Origin of the sequence: Salipaludibacillus sp. HK11, from assembly GCF_047795645.1 — a bacterium.
GTDB lineage: Bacteria > Bacillota > Bacilli > Bacillales > Salisediminibacteriaceae > Salipaludibacillus.
On record NZ_CP181045.1, the window covers coordinates 1,382,663 to 1,405,163 of the forward strand.

Here is a 22,501-nt window from a genome sequence, read left to right on the forward strand (position 1 = left end):
AATTGGTCCCTCATTCAAAATAACTACTCTAGCTAAATATAAGTGGAAAATACCGCTACAAATAAATGTGCTCTTTTAAACTTTGCATATTCTCCTCCAAAAACTTAGGTTTACTAACTCAACCATCGCTTCTCCGTTAGTGATGTATTTGATAAGATAGTTTTGAGCCACTTTTAGCTGTTTCGATCACATGAAAAATGAGCCACACAATTCCCAATTTCAATAACCTCTCTTATGATAGATAGTGACTAAACTACTACATACTAAGAGGAAGAAAAGGATGATTGATATGGCTCAACATTATAATATCAAATTTTTAAAAGAGGTTGAAGGTTTATCAGAAAGAAGGATCGCAAAAAAGCTTGGTATTTCAAGGAATACTGTAAGTAAATATCTTAATCAATCAGAACTCCCCACGGCGATTAATAGACAAAGAATCTATGGATCCAAACAATATTCAGGTGAAACGAAACGAGTATTGCCAGTCATCGATCAGTGGCTAGAAGATGATTTGAAGCATTGGGCGAAACAAAAACATACGGCAGCTAGAATCTATAAGAGACTCGTTGATGAGTATGCATTTAAAGGCTCGGCATCTAATATTCGAAAAGTGGTTGCTAAGCGTAGAAAGAAACTTCAAAAAGTATTTATTCCTTTGGAATTTCAACTGGGACATCAATTTCAATTTGACTGGGGTGAAGCTGATATTATTCTTCAAGGCCGAACCCTACGGGTTTATCTCTTCTGTATTCAGTTATCCGCTAGTCGCATGCGATTTGTTAGGGCCTATCTTCACGAGAAACAAGAAGCCTTTCTCGATGGTTTTGTTCATGCCTTTGAATTCTTTGGAGGAATACCAACAGAAGGACTCTATGACAATCTGAAAACGGCAGTACAAAAAACTTTAAAAGGAAGAGATCGCATAGAGCAAGAGACATTTCTCGCTCTACAAGCCCATTATTTATTTAAATCAGAGTTTTGTAATGTTCGTTCTGGAAATGAAAAAGGACGAATCGAAGGGACGGTTGGTTATATTCGAAGAAATGCCTTCGTTCCACTTCCGGCAGTTCAATCAATGGAAGAGTTAAATGATTCCTTGAAAGAATGGTGTTTAAAGGAATCAGAAAGGACCATGGTTCCAAATTCCAAAGAGACTGTGGCTCAAATGTGGGAGAAAGAAAAAGGTTATCTACAGGCCCTTCCTGATCAGGTTTTTGAAGCGTGTAAGTTGGTATCATGTCAGGTGAATAAAACGTCTTTAGTTACAATTGAGACCAATCAATACTCTGTTCCATGTCAATTTGTCGGAAAAGCTGTTTGGGCAAAAATTTTTGTCGATCAGGTGATCATAGTGGCTCAAAATCAAGTGATCGCAGAACATTCTCGATCTTATGAACGAAATCAAATGTTTACGAATCTTAATCATTATCTTGACGCTCTACTTAATAAGCCGCGGGCAATAAGAGATGCACACGCCTTTCACTCTTCTGAGATCCCAGACGTATTCAAACGGTATCATCGTAAGATGAGAGAACAAGAAGGAGCGATTGGAGATCAAAAGTTCATCCGTCTTCTCCTCTTACATCGTGAGATTGGCTTGCCCAAGTTAACTCAAGCTTTAATCGAAGCTGAGAAGACTCACGTATTTCGCTATGAGGTGGTTCACGATATGATTCAACAACTTACAAATGAGGGCGTGATCATTCATGACCTTTCAAGAGAAAAAACGCCTACGAGTTTACTAGACTATAAAGTTCAAAAGTCGAACGTAGAACAATACGGTTTACTGACAGGAGGGAAGAAATGATGGCCACAACAACGTTACTCCTGGAGCATATGACGAAACAATTAAGAACGCCTACGATCGCTCAAAACTACGAATCTCTCGCAAGAGAGGCTGAAGAGCGGAACCTTAGTTATGAAGAGTACTTGTTAGCTTTATTAGATTTGGAAGTGAAAACACGAGAAGAAAATTTAAAACAACGACGACTTAAACAAGCTACTTTTCCCGTTCATAAAACGTTAGATACCTATGACTTTAGTTTAATGCCCAGCTTAAACCGAAACCGATTTTTAACGTTAGGCCAAGGTGATTTCGTAGAAAAAAAAGAGAATATCATTTTCCTTGGTAACAGTGGGACAGGGAAATCTCATTTAGCAACAGGAATAGGTATTGAAATGATTCAAAATGGATACAAAGTCAAGTTTATAACAGCATCAGAATTGGTAGAAGAACTATTGATGGCAAAGGAAGAACATAAACTAAATGCTCTCGAAAAGAAGTGGCTCAAATTAGATGTGATCATTATAGATGAACTCGGATATGTGCCCTTTTCAAAGGTAGGATCAGAGCTATTATTTCAATTTTTCTCCAGTCGATATGAACGTGCGAGTGTCATCATTACAACCAACTTAGAGTTCAGTGAATGGACGAGTTTATTTGGCGATGACAAGATGACCGCAGCTCTTTTAGATCGACTCACTCATCGATCACATATCCATTTACTAAATGGCGAATCATATCGTTTTAGACAAAGTATGAAACAGAATGAAGGAGGCTAAAGAACATGCGGAAGTTGGGAGAGGGTTGCCCCTCCCCGGGGCAACCCTCTCCCAACTTCCAATCCTACCCATTAATGGGTGGTCAAAGATGATAAGTGGCTCACTTTTAAAGTGATCGCTGTGGCTCAATATTATGTTGACAAAAACAAGTGAAAAATCACTTACTAACTTTCTTGACGTTATAATAACAACATATCTTCTTTTGATAATAACCACTCCATATTTTAATTAAAATTCGTTCTTCCGCAAATCTTCCCGTTATCATCTAACTGCATATTATATAAATAATGTGACAATAAGTAATTATTTCTTACCTTTTAGTTCTAAAAGTATAGGTGCTATATTTAGTAAGATAGAAACAATTGTCAAAAACCATAATGCCCTTTCCATACCAGGTACTACATCCATTAAAGCTGCCCAATCTTCCACTTCTACCCACACCGATACAAGACTGTATTCTGCACAAAGTGTTAATGCTGTAAATGATAATCCCATCGCCATAGCAAGCTTATAATCCTTTCCTGCTTTGTACATATAAAGATTTATAAAAGTTGCTACTATTGCAATAACGCCTAATACTACCCACATAACTAGACCTCCATAAACTTTGTCTGTAATAATACTAATGTGCTTCATCTCAATTTTTTGCATCATTTTTTTATTAGATGTTAATACGTCTAATCTTATTTTATAGTAAATGCTTTTCCTTTTGTGGTTTCTTATTGAACAAAACACCTTTACTGAAACAAGATCAGCGATAGCTTATTGTACCGTTCCCGTTAGAATAAGAGATTTTCATTATTACTTAATCTCCGAGTTTTTATTTTATTCATACGCGTTGATTGAAGATTACCTTCATAAGTCAATTGATTAGAATGAATAAGTGAACGTACTCTATATTTAAGCCAACTATCAGACAATAAGTGTTGACATACCAATACTTCACCTATAACTTTGGTTGCATTTATAAACTCTAAATTACTGCCTTCATTATTATTGCACACTCCAATATAAGTGGATCGTCTATAGTTTCTAGTTCATCAACTATTGGATGGGTCCATAACTACTCGGTCTGCTTTTTTATGCTCCATTAAGAATTTAACCACAGATGTAACAAGTAAGTTCCAATTCCTTTATTCCAATACTCTACTTCCCCTAAAAATTGTTCAGTGCCATAAATATTTTTATCAAAATAACCAAATTAAACATATTTTTGATATTAATGTTATGGTTAAATGGTAGGAAATTAAAAGGAGATGATAATTTTGAACAGAAACAATACTGTCCGTTTAGAAATATTGACCCATAATGACAATCTTTTTGAAAGATTTGAAAATGCATTTCTTACGACTGCCAAAACATATATAGAATGTACTCCTGTTGATGTATCTAATATAAACTTCAAAAAGACAAAAAGTCATATTATCGTATTGTACGATTATAATAGTTTGGAATTAGAATATGCTTTTGAATGTGAAGAAGGCTCTGTACAACTAAAAGCTTCGCTTCCTAACGGTGAAATCGTAGATTCTTACATGGAGTTCTGGATAAAATGGGTAGTGGAAGGCTTTTTTGCAGACGAATTGGAAGTTGAATCACAACACACTAATATAACTTTTAGTAACAGGTATGTCATGAAAACAATTTAAAGATTAAAATGATTATGTCATTAGTCAGATTGATTAAATATAGTGTTAAATAGCGATAAATACTCGCAAAAATTGAATGAAACATTTCCACGGAAAGCAAATTTGCGCAGGGTTCATCAATCCATTTAAACGGGTTACCTTATAAATATAGTTGCGATCTGTAAATATCGCACTTTTTCAGTGGCTTCCTGCCGTGCTTACGGAGTCTCGCGGAATCTTCCATTTTTTTTTAGCAGAACAACTTAAAATTCTCATTTTGAGCAAAAGGGATAATTATAATAATAAAAACAATCTCTATAAAGAGACGAGATTGTTTTTACCCACGGTACCACTCTAATTCCTAATAAGGTTCTCTTAATGTTGTTAACGAGGGACCATGTTCCCCGACATACTCTACTAAGGGTTCTAGTATTTTCCTCAAAAGCGCGTTTCATTAAGTAAGTTTCATCAGGCTCACACCACCCCTGAATCGCTTAGCAAACTTAAATAATTGCTCTCTTCATCTTTGGATATCCATTTAATCATTTCAATATATGATTCACACCTAAAAAGGTTTTCGGTTACCTCCACATACAATATACAGTTTTGAATAAAGGTGAATATACTGTATATTGTGTTTTCTGACATTCATTTTTTAAGAAACGGGCTTTTTGAGGTCTAACCATACATAAGATTTAACAATTCAACGTTTATCGAAGGATTTAAAATATTTTTCACTTAAACTAAACTCCCTTTAGTTTAACATCATTTTCCAGTTTATAGCTGCAAAAAAAAGAGCTGCAACTTTGCAACTCGTAATTTTACTACCGCCCCCCGTTACTTCAATAGGGTATTTATTTTTCAACAAACTTTTTATAAAAAGTAAGGGTAGTGTTATCGTTCAATCTCTTACTTACTCCTGTTTTGTTATAACCCATTTTTTCGTATAGATAACAATTCCGTTCTTCCTCTAAAATTGTTGCTAATTCCCAAGTTGTTGCTTGAGGAAACATTTCTTCAATTATATTAATAGTTTTTTGTGCTATCCCTTCACCTTGATAAGTAGGTAGAATAAACATTGGACTTATCCAAAACTGTACATCTTCTTTCCAGAAAACGCAGATGGCACCTACAAGTTTGTCGTCAGCTAATATCTTATAAAAACCACCATTAGGCTTATTTATTCTTGTTATTACTCTTTCGATAGTTTCTTTTGCTGGATTGGTTTCATAATCTTTATACTTCTCCAACAATGGAAAAAATGCCTTGACTTGAATATCTAAAATAGATTGTGCATCATTATTAATTGCCTTTTCTAACCTAATATTCACTACTTCACCCTCTTATTTAATTTTTGAGATTTGTAGCACCATTCTATAAAAATCCAAAAAACCCTTATTTAAGAATTGCACCCGTTTGTTTAAGTACAATAGTTCACAAATAAAAAGAAAAACCCTATCGTACTAGGACGAAATTCTTTGTGTGATTATTTCGTTATAGAATTTTTATTAAATCTTACCTGGTTGATATGTTTTTTAGCTTCAATAGCCGAGCTAGAAATGGATTTAATCATTTGTCCTCTTGAAATGTTTCTCCAAGTTTTACCTCTCTTACTAAAACAGTAGTTATACGTTAAATTAGTCGTTTCATTTTGATAATCTGATACCACGTAGCTCGGAGGTGTATATCATTGGTTTTCTATAATTGGAAAGTCAAAATCAATTATATGGAAATGCGCATCAAAGATTCTCACTATAAATCCCCCATTTTATTATATAAATTTAGAAATTATTCTTATTGTGCTAACGCCACCCGTTAGGGCAATATGGAATGTGCCAATTAATGGGTTCTTATTTAACGTAAAAATCCTACACTATGAATTTTTCAAACTTGAAATTATTAGGTTCCCAAACATTTGAATATCTTTAATATAATCAAAACCTAAGTTCTCGTGTGCATTTAAACTATTTGACATTCTGACAGCCACTGCATTATATTCAGGAATAACAGTGCAGGAACATCCAGATGCTCCAAGTATTTGATAAGAACCATCTGGTAATTCTGAACCTAATTCATTGTAACTAACAGACACATCTCCATCCTTAACCCACCATAAAAACCCGAACTTTGGAAGTTGATGTGGTAAGGAATTAGGGCTTCGAACAGAAGTAGTTAGTTCAAATATCTCTTGTGAAAGTATTGTTCTACCTTCAAATTCCCCTTTGTTTAAATGTAAATTCCCCCAATATGCTAATTCTCTGGCACTTACATATAGATTTCTTTCATCACCTAAATTTGAACCTATTCTCAATGTAGGATAACCCTTAGAGGAATCTATATCACAAACTAAATTGTTGTTTCCTTCAGTAACCCACCCAGTGTTTGTCCAATGCAAAGGCGTAAACACTTTCTTTAAGAGGATTTCGTTTACCGTTTTGCCAGTAGCTTTGTATAAGATTTTTGCCAATATTTCTGGTTTCTTTCCCTCAATATCAGTTCCTAAATCAAAGGAACGATAAACTTTACTATTTTCAAATTTCAGACCAGTACACCTTGTTAATAAATGTCTAATCGTTGTTTCTCCAAGAGTTTCTTTATTGAATTCATTTAAATAGTAACTTAATCTATCATCCAAGTTTAATAAACCTTCATTGACAGCTATTGCAATTGCGAGTCCAACATAAGTAACTCTAACTGAATAAACATTGAATCTTGAATCATAATTAATCTTTTTTGCCCCTTGCTCAAAATGACACTCCCCCGAATACCATTCGTATACTAATTTATTATTTTTCATAATAACCACCGCAGAACCTGATGCTTTCATATCTCTTCGTACTTTTTCAGTATATGTAGTGAGATCTTTAAAAGAGTCTTTCTTTAAAGTTTTATTCATTCCTTAATTCACCCTTTCTTCAGATACAAGTTCTCTTGTTATTTCACTAAACTCCCCTTTAGTTTAACATGATTTTCCAAATTATTGGTATAAAAAAAGAGCTGCAACATTGCAACTCGTAGTTTTACTATCGGTCACAATAGGTAAGCATTTGATGTAATCTCCAGCTTTTCCCCTGTGCCACACGGAACGTGACAGTTTCCCGTCATTCCGCGCTCCATCTAACGTTATGTACTAGACTATAAGTTCCTCGTTACCCTTAAACAAGACTACTAACGTCAGCTTATTTAGAGCTCGCACTGCGAAAATCCTCGCATTCCTACCCGATCGGTGCGATGAACGCTTGGAAAATAATCGTTTCATTCCATTAGACTCGGGGCTATTTCTCCACTCCCATTACAGGAGATTCATAAGTCTTGCCCCTACCCTCACAAGAATAAATGCCCTTCGACTTATGCCTTATAGCAACCACTTTGAGTGACAGCTCTTATTACAGTGTTCCTTGCTTTCCAAGTACCTTACAACGTAGCTATTTATTCTAGACGTAGATGCTTCCTCTAAGCCTGTGAGCTTGATAACGCCTTTGTTCGGTATAGTGTATTTCATAGGAGAGAGTCTTACTCTACACCACTCACCCCATCGTTGGATGGTATGTCAACACTAAATCAAACAAATTTTTAAAGGTTCACGAACTTGTATTCAGTAGGTGTTAAGTAATCTAATGACCCATGAATTCGAATGTTGTTAAACCAATGAACGTAATCAAAAAGTTCCAGGTCAAGTTCGTGTTGGTTAGCGAAAACCGCCCCGCGAACAAACTCCGTTTTGATTGTCTTAAATGTGGCTTCAGCGACGGCATTGTCATGTGGTGTTCCTTTCTCACTCAATGAACGTTTGATATCAAAGGTTTTTAGTGCCTGATCAATGAGTTTGTTCTTAAACTCACTACCTCGGTCTGTATGAAACAATTCGAGGCGATGAAGATTGTATTTCACCGAGGCGAAGGCACGCTGAACTAACTCAGCACTTTTATGAGGACCTGCGCTATAGCCGATAATTTCACGATTATATAAATCTACCAACACACAAATATAATGCCATTTCTGCTGCACTCGAACGTATGTTAAATCACTCACAATCACTTTGAGTTCCTGATCCTGTTCAAACTCACGGTTTAATACATTACCGGTTTTTGACTCATTACACGTCGTTTTTCTAGGCTTATATTGGGCAACAGTATACTTTGAAACAAGACCTTGCTCTATCATGATACGGCCAATTCTGCGTCGGGAAACCGTCCAGCCAAGTTTTCCAAGTTCTTTCTTGATCTTTCTCTGACCGTAGATATTTCGGTTGGTTTGAAAGATATCAACGATCAATGTTGTCAAATCTTCGTCTTGGTTATCACGTATTTTCGCTTCATAATAATACGTACTTCGGGCAAGTTGTAGGACGGCGCACATTGCTGATACCGAGTATTTGTGACGGTTGTTTCGAATCACATCTACTTTCGTCCCATGATCAGCGCGGCTTGCTTTAAAATATCATTCTCCATTTCAAGCTTTTGATTTCTTTTCCTTAGTTCGATCAACTCTTCCTGCTCAGGCGTGCGGTTATCTTGTTCTTTGAACGAGCCACTGTCCTGGTGTTGCCGAACCCATTTGTCAAAGGCAGATGGCGTCAACTCATATTCTTTGATAATTTCAGCTCGAGGCTTTCCAGATGCATGCAACTGAACAATTTGTTCTTTGAACTCCTTAGAAAAGCTTCTTCTTACTCGTTTGGTCATATTTCATTCTCCTCGGTTATTTATTTGAACCAAGTCTAACTGACCTTAACTGATTTGTCTAATCAAGTGTAACCTATCCAGTAGACACATACTGTGCAGCGAGAGTCTTCACTTTTTAACGACTTTGTGAAGCTAAAGGGTGCGTATATTGTTTAAGTAAGTACACGATCCCCCTAGGCGCTTAACACAAAAATAGCTGATTCATAAGGATTGGCTGTTTTTTGCGTATATGATTATCACGTAGAACTCTGCATGTAGGTTCGAATTAATTTTGTTACCGATTTATCGTATAAGGCTTTTGCTGTTTCTAAGTTTTTGATGTGCCCTCCGAGATATAGGTGAATCACGCCGTGTAACGATGCCCATATAACGCCGACAACTTCTTGGGGGTCTTTCTCCGCAATTAGGCCTGCTTCAATCGCCTCTGTAATAGCCTGAGTGAACTGCTGCAATGCTGTAGTTGTAGCATATATACTTTCTTCCTCTGGTTTAAACTTACTAAAAGCTCCACCGAACATTAATTGATAATAGCTCGCATAGTTATAGCTGAAATCCCAATAGGCTTCACAAAGAGCACGAAGATAGTCTTCCATATTTTCCTGTCTTATTACTGATTGGAAGGATTTTGATAATAGTTTACAGCCTTCTAGATATAGAAATTTAATTAAACCATCTTTTTTGTTGAATAAATTATATATAATTTTTGTCGAACATTCCATTTTCTCTGCGACTCTACGAATAGTTACTGCCTCGGGCCCTTGTTCCTGTAAAAGCATTGCTGCAGCCTCCACAATCGTCTGTTTTAGATTTTCAGTATGCTGAAGTTTTGTTTCTTGATAGGTTTTGAAGTTCATGTATGTCACCCTCAAATCATTTGTATTAAAAAGAAACAGCGTTTCTACATCTGTACTATACTGCATCCAATCTTAGCTAGTCAAATGTGTAGACATTAGATTCCATTTAGGATACGATGATACTTATGAGAAACAGCGTTTCTTAATTTTGATAAACAACTGAAAGGGTTGATGGAATGAAACAAGTAATTGACAAATGGGCTCTGATTACAGGTGCTTCATCAGGTATTGGTGAAGTATTTGCCCATGAATTGGCAGCTAAAGGGAGTCACTTGATCTTAACAGCTCGATCGGAATCTAAACTTAATGATCTTGCTCGGAAACTAATGGAAAAATATGCAATACAGACGGAGGTAATTGTATCTGATCTGTCCCAAGCAGGTGCTCCTACAGAACTTTACCAAGAAATTATGGATCGAGGCCGCAATGTTGATATATTAGTAAATAATGCTGGCTTCGCTACACACGGACTATTCGAGAACCAGTCTTTAGAAAGAAATCATGATCAAATTATGCTGAACGTTATGTCTCTCGTAGAGCTTACTTATTTATTCTTACCTGACATGCTGAAGAGTCGTAACGGTGCAGTTATTAATGTGGCTTCCACAGCAGCATTCCAACCAGCCCCTTATATGGCTGTCTATGGAGCAACCAAGGCTTTTGTACTCTCGTTTACACAGGCGTTATGGGAGGAAAATCGCAATCGGGGTGTTCAATTCCTTACTTTATGTCCAGGGTCAACAGAAACAGCCTTCTTTGATAGTGTAGGTACTAATGATGCAGTAGTCGGAAAGAAAGCTAGTCCCAAGCATGTCGTAGATGTTGCACTTCATTCACTTGGGACTCGTCGATCTTATGTGGTTGTAGGGCGTATAAACTATCTGGCTTCTCAAATAAATCGCATTGTTCCAAAAAAAGTAATGCTACAGTCAATCAGCGGTTTGATACGCCCAACAAGTAAGTAGAAGAATACAGGTAACTTAGATAGAAGTGAATTGACGAAGACTAGGAGAGTAATGTGGAATAAGAAGGTCGTCAATCTTTAAGGCGTAGTAGTACAATACGAGGATACTATTAAATAGAAAATGATACTCCACAAGCTAGCGATTGCGTAAGATCTTAAGCCTAATTCCTCGGTAAAAATAAGGAGGATTAGGCTTTTCCACTTCAAAATTCTGATATTTTTCTATTGGCAAACGAGTTGACAGCAAGTGGTAAATTTCGTGGCAACTGCTGGTTAAAAACATGGCAGAGTTGGTACATTCTTGTGGCTGTAATCAGTAAACAAGATTTACACAATAATCACTCCCAGTTGATCGGGAAAAAGTGCTTAAGGAATTACAAAAGAAGAGTGTAACTTTGACATTATTGCAATTTGATCATGATATATTATTGGCTCTCCCGTCCCTCTATCTTCCGCAATCACTGGCTCAAAATTCAGCACAAGTGGCTCTATTCAGCCGCAATATTCATTTTATTAGTTATAACATTAAAGTGTATTTTCCTGTTTACTAATGTTCATTAACAATCGACAGATAGTTGAATATTATTTTCTAATGAATAGTATCGTTGTACTGCGCAGCAAATGGGTAGTTCTTTTCATCTTTTTTTCAACATTAGTAACTGTTTGTTGAAGAAAGAATCGATAGGAATTAGTTACTAAAAGACAACTGGCTTGTTTCACTAACGCACCCCGTTAGTGATATTTCATCGCAAAAATGATACAAGAAAATAAAGAAGTCTGTCATTGTTATAGAATCAATAAAATAGCAAACCGATTATGTGAAAAAACCGATTATAATAACAATAATTCCGTTAATTAAAAACAAAGTTGAATTAATGATACTGATTCCAGCTGCTCCAAATCCCCCAGGGTCAAGGGGTGCTAAACTATTCATAGTGGTGAAAAAGGCTACTGGTACTAATATTAGGATAATTATTCCACCTATAATTCTTTTCTTTTTGTTAATACCAGCAATTTTAAAAACAGAGAAATTAATAAAAACCAAAGCAATAATAGCTATGGATATAAACATTAAAACTTCCATTACCGACACCTACCTATCCTCATATTTAATCTAATAAATTACAAACTAAGGTAAAACTTTTCCCTATTTCCTTGAACATTTAATACTCCTTTTAACTATGACTCTTTTTTGCTAACACTCCCCGTTAGCGTCATAACAGTTGCTATGGCTTATTTCACTAAATCAGCTAATAGAAGTCAATATTTTTCTATAAAAATCTCCTAAAAAAATGATATACTAAAAATGAACACGCCAAATAACCTTCCTTTATCCTATTGGAAGGTTTTGGTTTAATTACTTAATTATATCTCTTAAGCTAAATCTAGGAAAGTCTCTTTTCGTTTCAAAAGAATGAAAATCCAATGAACAAGCTTATTAGCACAAGCAATCACAGCTACTTTGAAGGGTTTTCCTTCCCCCCGTTTGCGATCATAAAACTCTCTAAGCCGTTTATTACGAGAATTACGAATCCCACAGAGCGCTGCCATATACAAGGCATGACGCAATCGACTTGATCCTCTCTTACTTATCCGATTAATCGTTGCTGTGAACTTACCAGATGAATGAACGCTCGGATCAATACCAGAGAAGGCCACTAGTTTTTTAGGATGATTAAACCGTTCGATCTCTCCGATTTCGGAAATAATCGTTGCCGCGATTTTTCCTCATATTCCAGGGATCGATTGGATAATCTTATATTCTTCAATTTCTTCTGCCAGGGCATCTATTTGGTTATCTAACTTTGAAAGATGCTCTTGGTACTGGAGAAGCATTTGAATATACATTTGAAGACTAATCAAATGGCTCTGGTACAGTGTGTTTTTAAATGGATTGCGATGAGCTGCTTCAACCAACTTTTTCGCTCTTTCCTTCGCCCAACGCTCTGATCTAGTTACACATTCACTTGCAATTTTATCTGATAGTCGATTTTCCCCAGCCTTCAAAACAGCTTCCGACGTACTAAACTCCAATAACGTGTTCAGTGAAACTTTTGAAAATAAATCTCCAAAAACCCCTCTATACTCAGGAAATACCTGATCTAATATCGCATGGAATTGTAGTTTTGTTTGTACATAAATACCTGTCACTGTTTCGTGCTGCCTTGAGAGATTCCGTAGGTTCAGAAGTTGAATACCTCTTTGTTTATACGGCTCCAATTCTTCTTTATAGTAAAGCTCGCATAAGTTATAAGCATCTATCGCATCGGTCTTCACCTTACGTAAACTTGATTTTTTTGCTTGATAGGAAAGTAACGGATTAACCATAATGTAAAGGTAGTCATTCTCCTCCAAGAACTGAACAATTGATGTGTGATAATGTCCCGTTGATTCAAATATCACTGTTGGTTTAACCCCTGTTTCACCCTCTACTTCTATCAAAAAACCAAGTAAATTCTCTAAACCTTTATTATTGTGTAATACACTGAAACTTTTTTTATAAGGTTTTCTCTTATCTAAAAATGCTTGTACCTCACTCTCTCCTTTTGAAACATCCAGACCAATAACTGGATTCATTCTATCTCTTCCTCTCCTGTTTACTTACCAGTACCCCTATTTCCATCTCCTAGTATCATAGCTTCGCTTGTTATTCGAGATCATTGTCTCAACCAGCCTCAAACATGTTTCTATGAGTAGGGGGCGGACAGTTTAGTTGACGGGATCAATAGTCCCACGCACCCGTTCGTCCTACCCTGGCTACTGATATAATAGGTCCTATATAAAAAAGGTCAACCAGTAAAATCTGGTTAACCTTATAATACGAACGCTCACCCGTTAGTTGAACAAGAAACTTGGACTATTTTAAAAATTTTTGTTCTGAATTATTTTATACTTATTTAAAATATTCGATAATATTTCCTTGTTGTAATTCGTTTTTTGACTTATCTGGTCTACCCAGTCTTCTATCTTATCTAATTTTAGTTCCTTAAATAAACCGTCACTTGTACTCAAAAAGCTTTCCCAATTATAAAATTCCCAATGTGCTATCTCAGATTTATAAGGAACTCTACATTCTAATAACGGATTTGGCTTAATTAAATTCTGCGAAAACTCAGCAGCTTTTAGGAAATAATCCATTTCAATTGGTTGTGTATTGAATATTTGTTTAGATACTTTACCGTTTAAACGATGATAGAGAATTTCTGTTCCTTTTTCATAATTTCCGATTTGTATCTTAGCTGCTGGGAAAAAACCACTTAATTTTTCATTGGTATAATCCTCACAATCTGTATCTATTAAAATTGGGGTTAACCATTGGTCTCCTAAATCACAGAAATAACGGTTTCCATTTTCATTTAATGCAATTACAGCAACGTGAGCATCCTCTGTGTTTAGGTTGTGACCCACTGGATAAGCCTCTATTCCAATATTATTAAATTCATCCAATAACCAAAGTGCTAAGTCGAAACAATTACCCGATAAGCCGTATTGTTCTCTATGTTCTTTCATAAGTGCTACACTTCGTTGCTTTTCAGTGGTTCCTTTGTTATAAAACCATACTTTGGTTAATGTTTCCATTGGAAAATTGTTGAACTTCTCCCAAGCCTTCATAATACTATCTGTTGGTAACATCTGAACACCTACTTTATTTAACTTAAGCTTTTGTTGCACTAAACTGCTCGTTAGTTCTATAAAAATGGTATGTCCTTATTAAGCGAAACTCCCCGTTAGCGCCATAACAGGCGCCACTGCTTCTTCCACTAACGCTACCCCGTTTGTTGAAGTTGGCAATTAAATAATACCCATATTTTTGCCATATTCTAAAAGATTCTCATATGGGTCATCACCTTCTAATTGTAAAAATTTACAAAAGGCAGGTTCTGTTTTAAGTCCTTGTTTTTTTAGTTTAATTACTTCTGCTCTAATGTTAGGAAGCAGATTTATTAAAGAGTTTTCAATTATCATATGAAGATAAGCATTTTGAGTTTTTACTGGCTGAGCTTCACCAAATAACTCAAATTCAAATCCTTCGAAAATAAAATTAGCTTTAACCACTGAGGATTCTCTTATTAAAAGCCTTTTTATTTTGAAACCCTCTTTATCACCATACAAATTATTTATCTTTTCCTCAAACCGCTGGAAATCATAAACCTCCATAATAATATCTAAATCTGAATCCGTTATATCAATTCCGATGGGGAACGTTCCACAAAGAATAGGATTATACTCGCATAAACTATCCATTATTCCTAAATTTCTAATTGCTTTAAAAGCCTGATTTTGCTTTTCACTTCCTGATTGTAAGTAGTTTATATTATCAAACATATAAGCTCCCCTAAAGGTTAAAATTTTATTAAAGAAACGCTATCCCATTTCTTTGAGTACAATGATTCAAAAGCCTTAATTATTCAGAAGTTATAAGAACTTCTGAATCAAATGATAAATCATGCAAATCCTGCAAAGTATTCCTTGCTTCAATACTACGTTCTGTTAGTGCTCTTCCCTCATACATAGGTACTTTACTATATACCTTCCTAATACCAATCTGATAACCATTTCCTGTTTTGGCATTATTAATTCTAATTTTATCTGGCGAAAAGAGTAAAGTATTTATTATCTTCTTGGCTTCACCTGATGAGGATGCTTTTAATATTGATATAACATCTGAGTCCGTTAATCGAACAAATTCATCTTTGTTAATTGTATCTGCACTCCAATGAAGTTTTATTGCCTCTGCTAATAGTCTATCTACGGCAATCATTTGTGGCGATAAGAATAGCTTATGGTCTGACAAGATTAGTTGTAATAGATAATGTCCTGTTTCAATATCAGTATCTATTCCTTTAGAATTACATCTAATTTTATGTAATAAATCTTTAGGAAGAGTTTCGATCATACCCGCCATATATGTATCTCTAAAAAAACTATCAAGATGGTCAATTCCTAATATATTTTCCTTACCTGTGATAACTGAAGACTCATTTAAGATTTCTATAATTTTATAAGGACTAATATAATATTGTTGCAATATAGATGATATTTCGTCTTCTATAATATATTGCTCAGTTAATTGATGATGGTTAAACTTTAAGGTATGTTCTACTGAATGTGAGAATGGTAAATGTCCAATATCATGTAGCAATGCTGCTACCCGTAACTCAATATCTTCTGGAAAATAAAATGCGGTTAGTTTCCATACACCTAATGTATGTTCAAATCTACTATGCACCACTGGTGAAACTAATGAACCAGCACCGAAATGAGCTAAATGTTTCAGCCTTCTAAGGGATTTACTTTGAACTAATTTTATCTCCAACTTATTAGGTTTAATATATGGATAAAGTGGTTCTGAAAATAGTCTTGCTTCTTTTACCTGCAATGAACTCCCTCCCCCAAAATTAAAATTGTAAATTAAAGTAAACTACCATATAGTTGTGTATCCTTATTAAAGCATTCTGATACTATGTGGATAGGTTACACTTGATTAGACAAATCAGTTAAGGTCAGTTAGACTTGGTTCAAATAAATAACCGAGGAGAATGAAATATGACCAAACGAGTAAGAAGAAGCTTTTCTAAGGAGTTCAAAGAACAAATTGTTCAGTTGCATGCATCTGGAAAGCCTCGAGCTGAAATTATCAAAGAATATGAGTTGACGCCATCTGCCTTTGACAAATGGGTTCGGCAACACCAGGACAGTGGCTCGTTCAAAGAACAAGATAACCGCACGCCTGAGCAGGAAGAGTTGATCGAACTAAGGAAAAGAAATCAAAAGCTTGAAATGGAGAATGATATTTTAAAGCAAGCCGCGCTGATCATGGGACGAAAGTAGATGTGATTCGAAACAACCGTCACAAATACTCGGTATCAGCAATGTGCGCCGTCCTACAACTTGCCCGAAGTACGTATTATTATGAAGCGAAAATACGTGATAACCAAGACGAAGATTTGACAACATTGATCGTTGATATCTTTCAAACCAACCGAAATATCTACGGTCAGAGAAAGATCAAGAAAGAACTTGGAAAACTTGGCTGGACGGTTTCCCGACGCAGAATTGGCCGTATCATGACAGAGCAAGGTCTTGTTTCAAAGTATACTGTTGCCCAATATAAGCCTAGAAAAACGACGTGTAATGAGTCAAAAACCGGTAATGTATTAAACCGTGAGTTTGAACAGGATCAGGAACTCAAAGTGATTGTGAGTGATTTAACATACGTTCGAGTGCAGCAGAAATGGCATTATATTTGTGTGTTGGTAGATTTATATAATCGTGAAATTATCGGCTATAGCGCAGGTTCTCATAAAAGTGCTGAGTTAGTTCAGCGTGCCTTCGCCTCGGTGAAATACAATCTTCATCGCCTCGAACTGTTTCATACAGACCGAGGTAGTGAGTTTAAGAACAAACTCATTGATCAGGCACTAAAAACCTTTGATATCAAACGTTCATTGAGTGAGAAAGGAACACCACATGACAATGCCGTCGCTGAAGCCACATTTAAGACAATCAAAACGGAGTTTGTTCGCGGGGCGGTTTTCGCTAACCAACACGAACTTGACCTGGAACTTTTTGATTACGTTCATTGGTTTAACAACATTCGAATTCATGGGTCATTAGATTACTTAACACCTACTGAATACAAGTTCGTGAACCTTTAAAAATTTGTTTGATTTAGTGTTGATATACCATTATAAACCTTAACAGGGATTTAGTTCCATACTTTAGGAAGAATGAAGGGAAGATGTCCCACTTAAATTTAATTATAACAAAAATCCTGACAGCTAGTGTCAGGGAATGGAAGTTCTTATGTTATAAATACAAAACGAATAACACCCTAACGATTGAAATTTTCTCAATCGGCTCTTCAAAGGGATGTTCCTTTTGGTTCAAGTAAATCGGAATCTACAAACTCAATAAAATGATAGATGATATAAGGTGCCAATAGTGTGTAATCTAATGGCACCTTTTGCACTTGTTATAATTTTAATCATTAACTTTAATGAATTATGAAATTCTATTGAATAATCGCGCCTTGATGCTGAAAAATCGTAACTAAAAGAATGAAAGGTTTTAGCACATTCGCTTCTTGGACTAATTATTAAATAGTTCGAGATGTCTTAAAAAAAGAGATAGAATTTAAACCGATATATTAAACTGCTTTAGGCCAATAACCACTTTATGCTGAAGTACCTTGGGACAGCTTCTGAAGATTAGCAATGCGGTCGTCCGGATCAGGATGACTGGAAACTAAATTAGCCCAGAGCCCTTTTGTTTCACCCGTCTCAAAATCATTAAAACTGTCCAGGACATAGGTTAAATCATTCCCATAGCCGCAATTATATGCAAACTCATCGGCTAAATATTCATTTTGTCTGGAGGAATGCATCACAAGGGCAATGCCGATTTTCGTCCAGATCCACATCATAGCTACCAACAGGACATCAACGAAAAATGTAATGATTGCCGTACTGATACTCCTTGACATGATGCTTGCCATAATGCCTGCCACAACGAAAAATATACGGTATAAGATAAAAATACCTGTCACAATCATATTCCCCACTGCTATAATCAGGACAAGATCTGTATCCTTATTTGATAAATGACCAAACTCATGAGCAAGTGTGGCTTTAATCTGTTCATCCGAGTAATCTAAAAAACCTTTCGTTACACAAATTGTCTTTCGTCCTGTGGCAAAAGCATTCGGTGTTTTATCCTTACTCATAAATAACTGAATATCATCAGGAAGATTCGGATCCAATTCCTTCGCCTTATCATACACCTCTTCAAAAAGAGGCATGAGCCTGTCTTTGTGCTCTTGGCGAACAATCTGTTTACAGCCCTGTTGAAGACGCAGAATCCATTCGCCTGCAGGTGACAATGCCACCGATAATGAGAATAAATACACCAGTGTCCCGAACACAAACCCTTCAATACTCATAAACCCGCCAAACAAAAAAATCACGACCATTGTGTTCAGAACAAGGTAAATTGTCACACCTACGTTACTTCTTTTTCGTAACCTCTTGGAAAAATCACCAATATACGTCATAATGTCCCCCTTTTACGATCAATTCTTTAGTACTATGACTTAAGACTAGTATAATTTGTGTGATTTTTCGATAGTTTCGACATAAAAAGACATTTTTTTCATTTTTATAGCAAAAAGTCCTAGTATATATTCAGTTAAATTACAATGCGGTTCCATGCAAATAACGATTTATATTAAAAACCAATACCTGCGTTATGCCTTTAAACTAGCGAATTTACGAACCTGGTAGCCACTGCCTATGAAACACAGAAGGCAACGTTCTCTTTCATATGACCCATCGCGATGTTTAAGACAAATGCGTTTTTGCCAATCGATGGTCTAGCGGCGCCGATGGTTAATTGTCCTTCACTGTGGCCATTCTTCAGTGGAAATCTCGATAAGAAAATAACTTAATACTAAGTCGTAAAAAGTAAAAACTCTCTAGAATAATCTAGAGAGCTACACGTTAGAACTATTTATAAATATCTCCACGATTTCCTAATGCTTCGATTTAGACTATTTGCTCTTGATGATCAATAGATCACACGGTAACTCCCGATTCTTACTCTATACAAACACCTATGCCCTTTGAGACTCTTAATATCCCCTTCAGGAGGAATGGATAAAAGTCCTTTTAATGCAGTTATAATTCTCTCTTGGGTGTTTTTATCTAATTTAGCTATGAATTTAACTGCGGACTTATGGTAAATCAACTTGTAGTCCGAATTCACGCTTCGCATCCTCTCCTGAAAAGTATCCATCTTTACTTTCTAACTGCTTGAGTTCTTCTTCTGTTAATGGATCATTGTCACTTTCTAATTCATCAATCTTTTGCCACGATTCAGGCTTTTTGTTCTTAGAACGCTCAACCAAAAATTCCATAAAGTCAAAGGCTGCTTTCTTATCTTCAGCACTTAAAGATTCCACCATCTTATATAAATCTTCCTTACGAATAGCCATTTCCACACCACCTTTGTCTCAATATATTTCTATCTAGCTTTACGCTGAATTCTCATAATTCGCAACCAGGGGGACGGTTCGGGACTGCTGATAAAGTAGAACTTTTTAAAAGCGAAAAACACTTAGAGAAAAACGAGCCTTGAGAATCGATAACCGAGGGGACGGTTCCTTCGATTCGGGGACAGAGGTCTCTTGTCCCCGTTACGATAATAAAACATTCTCCATCATAAATCTTGTATCAAAGATCCGCAAAATTTCGTTCAATTTAAAACTCCCAACTTGCTGCAAAACTAAAAAACCTCTGAATCTCACTGCCAGCAAGATTCAAAGGCTTCTCCTATGCTCGTTCAACGTAGTGCTCTTCCGTCTCGATTTTCTCCAAAGGATCTAGAACTACCTGGCCTTCTACTATGGCTTTATAGAGGGGCAAATGGTTCACTGTTCCCTGACTCTCTGGACGTGGTACTGTGTCCCATATTCTACATGCGGTTATTACTTGTTTAATCCGTCCATTCAGTATGGTCCATCAGGGCACTGTTTGTCCATAAACAGTATCTATCTGGCCCCCATGCTTATGCTCTTGTCCGGTAGTTTAGATTATGATTCTTTAACGTTTTATCTTTTCCGAATAAAAAGTGCTTCTCCATATCTGGTGAATATTTAGAATTAATGGTTTTGATTCCTGCTGCTTCTGCTACTGCCCTCAGCATGGCTGGTGATGCTCCACAACAAAGGCCAATATAATTAACACCAATATTTTGTGCTTCTTTTGCCCAATCCGCTAATTCATATCGGTTATGGTAAAGAGGATCTAACGAAGTTGGGAAAGTTGTTTCAGTCGGCAGGGAACAACTGCATCCTCCATCAGGTAAATTAAAGAATGTTGGGTGTTCTTCCGTAGTTCGATATGGAATTGGTAATCCACCGATAAAACCTTCTACCACTTCTCTAATTCTCTTTAGGTATGGCTGCATCGTATCTGGACCACGGAAACAGTTCATTCCTACAACTAACGCACCTTTTTCTGAGAGAATTTTACAGGATTCTTCTACCGTATAACCCTCTCTCAATATATTCTCGCCCATCAACCCAAATGTAACAACTGCTGGCAAGTCTTGTTTTTGAATTTCTTCTAACGCAATAAGAGCCTCTTCGTGGTAATAAAAGGTTTCTGCATGTATAAAATCTACGCCTTCTTCTTTACACCACTTAACCATCTCCGCAAACATACTTCTTACTTTTGCAATAGAATCAGGATCTTGAGGATCAAAAATGTTCGTATTTGAAATGTTACCTGCCACTAATGCTTCTTCTATAGGATGTTCTTTTGCTACTTCCTTCGCCAAACGGATTGCACTTCGATTCAATGGCTCAAGTAAATCTTCTTTACCTATAATTCTCATTTTTTCACGGTGGGCATTATATGTGAAAGCTAAAATAACATCTGAACCAGCATTCATGTAATCTCGATATATTTGTTTTAAAACATCTGGGTGTTCCAAAGCTACTTCCGGTACGAAAGATCCTGCTTGTAAATATCCTCTGCGTTCCATTTCAAACAAATACCCTTCGCCTACAATGACAGTGCCCTCTTTTAACCTTTGTTCTAAACTTCTTTTCTTCTCCACTACCATCTAACCCACTCCCTTTTCTTTAATCTACGGTTAGTGTAGCATTGATATAGTCATATAGCGTAACACCTAATGTCTATCGTTTGCCATAGTTTTAAACTATAACAGAGTTAATTCGTCGGCAATCGTTTCTTTTAAATAGTTAATATAAATCGTTGCTAGCGGGCTGTTTGTGACATTTTTGTGTGTAATATAGCCAACCTCGATTCGTTCATCCACCCTTAATGGAATAGCCACAATATCGTCATCGTTGATATCATAACTAATTACGCCTGTTGAAATCGTATATCCGTTCAACCCTATCAGTAAGTTAAATAAAGTAGCTCGGTCACTCACACGAATGTTTTTTGGCCTCGAAGCCGTACTCAGTATCTCCTCAGAAAAATAAAATGAGTTATAATCCCCTTGTTCAAAAGATAGATACGGATAAGGATTTAAATCATCTAACGACACAGAATCCTGAACCGCAAGTGGATTGGTAGAACTTATAAACACGTGTGGCTTTGCATCAAATAGGTCATGAAATATTAAATTTCCCTCGCTTAAAAACTTACAAATCACCTGTCGATTGAAATCATTCAAGTATAAAATGCCAATTTCACTTCGAAGTTTTTTTACATCATCAATTATTTCATACGTCCTTGTTTCTCGTAACGTAAATTCATATTCATCATGATTATAGTCTCTTAACAGTTTTACAAATGCACTGACTGCAAAGGCATAATGTTGTGCTGATACAGAAAAATGCTGCTGTGGTGATTGCGTCGCATTGGTAAAGCGATTTTCAAGCAAGTCTGTCTGCTCAATCACCTGCCTTGCATAACCTAAAAATTCCGAGCCCTCTGGAGTAATAACAATTCCCTTATTCGTACGTGAAAAAATCGTAATCCCCAATTCATTCTCCAATTCTTTTATTGCATTGGATAGACTCGGTTGACTAATAAACAATTGCTGTGCTGCTTTACTAATCGATCGGTTCCTGGCCACTTCGATTACATATTTTAATTGTTGTAATGTCATCTACTCGTCCTCCCCGCTCCCGTTAATAAATAGTTTTATTGTAGCATAAATAGTTCGTTATCTAAGTAATATCATTGCTCTTGTAAGAAGTAATTTGTTGTAGAAAAAGGGAAAAAGTTCCTTCCCCCAATGTTCTTTAGGACGATTTTTTAAAAGAAACAAAGG

At 36.1% G+C, this 22,501-nt stretch carries 21 protein-coding genes and 2 pseudogenes; 5 read left to right on the forward strand and 18 right to left on the reverse strand.

Annotated features, from left to right (window positions below):
- Positions 1-280 precede the first annotated feature (280 nt).
- Together istA and istB are read left to right on the forward strand one after the other, a co-directional pair.
- The gene (gene istA / locus ACM26V_RS06840; RefSeq protein ID WP_416150680.1) at positions 281-1,807 is read left to right on the forward strand and encodes an IS21 family transposase; all 1,527 of its coding nucleotides are present in this window, start codon (positions 281-283) and stop codon (positions 1,805-1,807) included.
- Entirely contained in the window at positions 1,804-2,562 is a 759-nt protein-coding gene (gene istB / locus ACM26V_RS06845; RefSeq protein ID WP_416147913.1) for an IS21-like element helper ATPase IstB, read from the forward strand. The genes istA and istB overlap by 4 nt, the downstream gene beginning before the upstream one ends.
- A gap of 303 nt (positions 2,563-2,865) precedes the next feature.
- On the opposite strand, the gene ACM26V_RS06850 is transcribed toward istB, so the two are convergent.
- Together ACM26V_RS06850 and ACM26V_RS06855 are read right to left on the reverse strand one after the other, a co-directional pair.
- Positions 2,866-3,150, reverse strand: a complete 285-nt coding sequence (locus ACM26V_RS06850) for a hypothetical protein (RefSeq protein WP_416150681.1) — start codon at positions 3,148-3,150, stop codon at positions 2,866-2,868.
- A gap of 191 nt (positions 3,151-3,341) precedes the next feature.
- Positions 3,342-3,566, reverse strand: a complete 225-nt coding sequence (locus ACM26V_RS06855) for a DUF3658 domain-containing protein (protein ID WP_416150682.1) — start codon at positions 3,564-3,566, stop codon at positions 3,342-3,344.
- Between the two features lie 261 nt (positions 3,567-3,827).
- Here ACM26V_RS06855 and ACM26V_RS06860 point away from each other — a divergent pair, with 261 nt between their 5' ends.
- Entirely contained in the window at positions 3,828-4,211 is a 384-nt protein-coding gene (locus tag ACM26V_RS06860) for a hypothetical protein (RefSeq protein WP_416150683.1), read from the forward strand.
- Between the two features lie 833 nt (positions 4,212-5,044).
- Here ACM26V_RS06860 and ACM26V_RS06865 read toward each other — a convergent pair.
- The 5 genes and pseudogenes from ACM26V_RS06865 to ACM26V_RS06885 all read right to left on the reverse strand — a co-directional run bounded on the left by ACM26V_RS06865 (position 5,045) and on the right by ACM26V_RS06885 (position 9,795).
- Entirely contained in the window at positions 5,045-5,521 is a 477-nt protein-coding gene (locus ACM26V_RS06865) for a GNAT family N-acetyltransferase (protein WP_416150684.1), read from the reverse strand.
- Positions 5,522-5,880: 359 nt separating this feature from the next.
- Positions 5,881-5,943: pseudogene (locus ACM26V_RS06870) on the reverse strand (2-pyrone-4,6-dicarboxylate hydrolase); the annotation flags it as partial.
- A 120-nt stretch (positions 5,944-6,063) separates the two neighbouring features.
- Entirely contained in the window at positions 6,064-7,086 is a 1,023-nt protein-coding gene (locus ACM26V_RS06875) for a serine hydrolase domain-containing protein (protein WP_416150685.1), read from the reverse strand.
- A 677-nt stretch (positions 7,087-7,763) separates the two neighbouring features.
- A protein-coding gene (locus ACM26V_RS06880; protein ID WP_416147641.1) for an IS3 family transposase occupies positions 7,764-8,875 on the reverse strand; the annotation gives its coding sequence in 2 pieces (ribosomal slippage) (positions 7,764-8,626 and positions 8,626-8,875; 1,113 coding nt in all).
- Positions 8,876-9,111: 236 nt separating this feature from the next.
- Positions 9,112-9,795 carry a TetR/AcrR family transcriptional regulator gene (locus tag ACM26V_RS06885; RefSeq protein ID WP_416150686.1) on the reverse strand — a complete coding sequence of 228 codons (684 nt, stop codon included), beginning with the start codon at positions 9,793-9,795 and terminating at the stop codon, positions 9,112-9,114.
- A 110-nt stretch (positions 9,796-9,905) separates the two neighbouring features.
- Here ACM26V_RS06885 and ACM26V_RS06890 point away from each other — a divergent pair, with 110 nt between their 5' ends.
- Positions 9,906-10,694 carry an SDR family NAD(P)-dependent oxidoreductase gene (locus ACM26V_RS06890; RefSeq protein ID WP_416150687.1) on the forward strand — a complete coding sequence of 263 codons (789 nt, stop codon included), beginning with the start codon at positions 9,906-9,908 and terminating at the stop codon, positions 10,692-10,694.
- A gap of 813 nt (positions 10,695-11,507) precedes the next feature.
- Here the strand turns inward: ACM26V_RS06890 and ACM26V_RS06895 are convergent.
- The 5 genes and pseudogenes from ACM26V_RS06895 to ACM26V_RS06915 all read right to left on the reverse strand — a co-directional run bounded on the left by ACM26V_RS06895 (position 11,508) and on the right by ACM26V_RS06915 (position 16,073).
- Positions 11,508-11,777: a hypothetical protein gene (locus ACM26V_RS06895; protein WP_416150688.1), complete on the reverse strand. Its 270-nt coding sequence runs from the start codon at positions 11,775-11,777 to the stop codon at positions 11,508-11,510.
- Between the two features lie 290 nt (positions 11,778-12,067).
- Positions 12,068-13,270 (reverse strand): annotated as a pseudogene (locus tag ACM26V_RS06900) (IS110 family transposase).
- Between the two features lie 285 nt (positions 13,271-13,555).
- On the reverse strand, positions 13,556-14,326 hold the full coding sequence (locus ACM26V_RS06905; protein WP_416150690.1) for a hypothetical protein: 771 nt from the start codon (positions 14,324-14,326) through the stop codon (positions 13,556-13,558).
- Between the two features lie 159 nt (positions 14,327-14,485).
- Entirely contained in the window at positions 14,486-15,019 is a 534-nt protein-coding gene (locus tag ACM26V_RS06910; protein WP_416150691.1) for a DUF4269 domain-containing protein, read from the reverse strand.
- 79 nt (positions 15,020-15,098) lie between these two features.
- Positions 15,099-16,073, reverse strand: a complete 975-nt coding sequence (locus ACM26V_RS06915; protein ID WP_416150692.1) for an HD domain-containing protein — start codon at positions 16,071-16,073, stop codon at positions 15,099-15,101.
- Positions 16,074-16,240: 167 nt separating this feature from the next.
- On the opposite strand from ACM26V_RS06915, the gene ACM26V_RS06920 reads away from it, so the two are divergent.
- Positions 16,241-17,352 (forward strand): IS3 family transposase gene (locus ACM26V_RS06920; protein ID WP_416150693.1). Its coding sequence is split into 2 segments (ribosomal slippage): positions 16,241-16,490 and positions 16,490-17,352, totalling 1,113 coding nucleotides; the frame shifts between segments, so codons are not numbered across the junction.
- A gap of 518 nt (positions 17,353-17,870) precedes the next feature.
- On the opposite strand, the gene ACM26V_RS06925 is transcribed toward ACM26V_RS06920, so the two are convergent.
- The 6 genes from ACM26V_RS06925 to ACM26V_RS06950 form a co-directional block, all read right to left on the reverse strand.
- Positions 17,871-18,746 (reverse strand): zinc metalloprotease HtpX, encoded by an 876-nt coding sequence (locus tag ACM26V_RS06925; protein WP_416150694.1) that lies wholly within the window; start codon positions 18,744-18,746, stop codon positions 17,871-17,873.
- Positions 18,747-18,982: 236 nt separating this feature from the next.
- Positions 18,983-19,057 (reverse strand): hypothetical protein, encoded by a 75-nt coding sequence (locus ACM26V_RS06930; RefSeq protein WP_416151811.1) that lies wholly within the window; start codon positions 19,055-19,057, stop codon positions 18,983-18,985.
- Between the two features lie 201 nt (positions 19,058-19,258).
- Positions 19,259-19,486 carry a type II toxin-antitoxin system RelE family toxin gene (locus tag ACM26V_RS06935; RefSeq protein ID WP_416150695.1) on the reverse strand — a complete coding sequence of 76 codons (228 nt, stop codon included), beginning with the start codon at positions 19,484-19,486 and terminating at the stop codon, positions 19,259-19,261.
- Complete coding sequence (locus ACM26V_RS06940; RefSeq protein ID WP_416150696.1) at positions 19,425-19,685, reverse strand: hypothetical protein; 261 nt, start codon at positions 19,683-19,685, stop codon at positions 19,425-19,427. Before ACM26V_RS06940 ends, ACM26V_RS06935 begins: the two co-directional genes overlap by 62 nt.
- A 572-nt stretch (positions 19,686-20,257) precedes the next feature.
- Entirely contained in the window at positions 20,258-21,319 is a 1,062-nt protein-coding gene (locus tag ACM26V_RS06945; protein WP_416150697.1) for a homocysteine S-methyltransferase family protein, read from the reverse strand.
- A gap of 96 nt (positions 21,320-21,415) precedes the next feature.
- A complete protein-coding gene (locus ACM26V_RS06950) occupies positions 21,416-22,336 on the reverse strand; it encodes a LysR family transcriptional regulator (RefSeq protein ID WP_416150698.1) in 921 nt (306 codons plus the stop codon).
- Positions 22,337-22,501 lie beyond the last annotated feature (165 nt).

Excerpts from the sequence above, each read along its gene's own strand:
- istA (WP_416150680.1), top strand. The coding sequence starts at position 281 with ATGATTGATATGGCTCAACATTATAATATCAAATTTTTAAAAGAGGTT.
- ACM26V_RS06875 (WP_416150685.1), bottom strand. The coding sequence starts at position 7,086 with ATGAATAAAACTTTAAAGAAAGACTCTTTTAAAGATCTCACTACATAT.
- ACM26V_RS06950 (WP_416150698.1), bottom strand. The coding sequence starts at position 22,336 with ATGACATTACAACAATTAAAATATGTAATCGAAGTGGCCAGGAACCGA.
- ACM26V_RS06935 (WP_416150695.1), bottom strand. The coding sequence starts at position 19,486 with ATGGATACTTTTCAGGAGAGGATGCGAAGCGTGAATTCGGACTACAAG.
- ACM26V_RS06910 (WP_416150691.1), bottom strand. The coding sequence starts at position 15,019 with ATGTTTGATAATATAAACTACTTACAATCAGGAAGTGAAAAGCAAAAT.
- ACM26V_RS06905 (WP_416150690.1), bottom strand. The coding sequence starts at position 14,326 with ATGTTACCAACAGATAGTATTATGAAGGCTTGGGAGAAGTTCAACAAT.
- istB (WP_416147913.1), top strand. The coding sequence starts at position 1,804 with ATGATGGCCACAACAACGTTACTCCTGGAGCATATGACGAAACAATTA.
- ACM26V_RS06940 (WP_416150696.1), bottom strand. The coding sequence starts at position 19,685 with ATGGCTATTCGTAAGGAAGATTTATATAAGATGGTGGAATCTTTAAGT.
- ACM26V_RS06945 (WP_416150697.1), bottom strand. The coding sequence starts at position 21,319 with ATGGTAGTGGAGAAGAAAAGAAGTTTAGAACAAAGGTTAAAAGAGGGC.
- ACM26V_RS06890 (WP_416150687.1), top strand. The coding sequence starts at position 9,906 with ATGAAACAAGTAATTGACAAATGGGCTCTGATTACAGGTGCTTCATCA.
- ACM26V_RS06925 (WP_416150694.1), bottom strand. The coding sequence starts at position 18,746 with ATGACGTATATTGGTGATTTTTCCAAGAGGTTACGAAAAAGAAGTAAC.
- ACM26V_RS06850 (WP_416150681.1), bottom strand. The coding sequence starts at position 3,150 with ATGTGGGTAGTATTAGGCGTTATTGCAATAGTAGCAACTTTTATAAAT.
- ACM26V_RS06895 (WP_416150688.1), bottom strand. The coding sequence starts at position 11,777 with ATGGAAGTTTTAATGTTTATATCCATAGCTATTATTGCTTTGGTTTTT.
- ACM26V_RS06885 (WP_416150686.1), bottom strand. The coding sequence starts at position 9,795 with ATGCAGTATAGTACAGATGTAGAAACGCTGTTTCTTTTTAATACAAAT.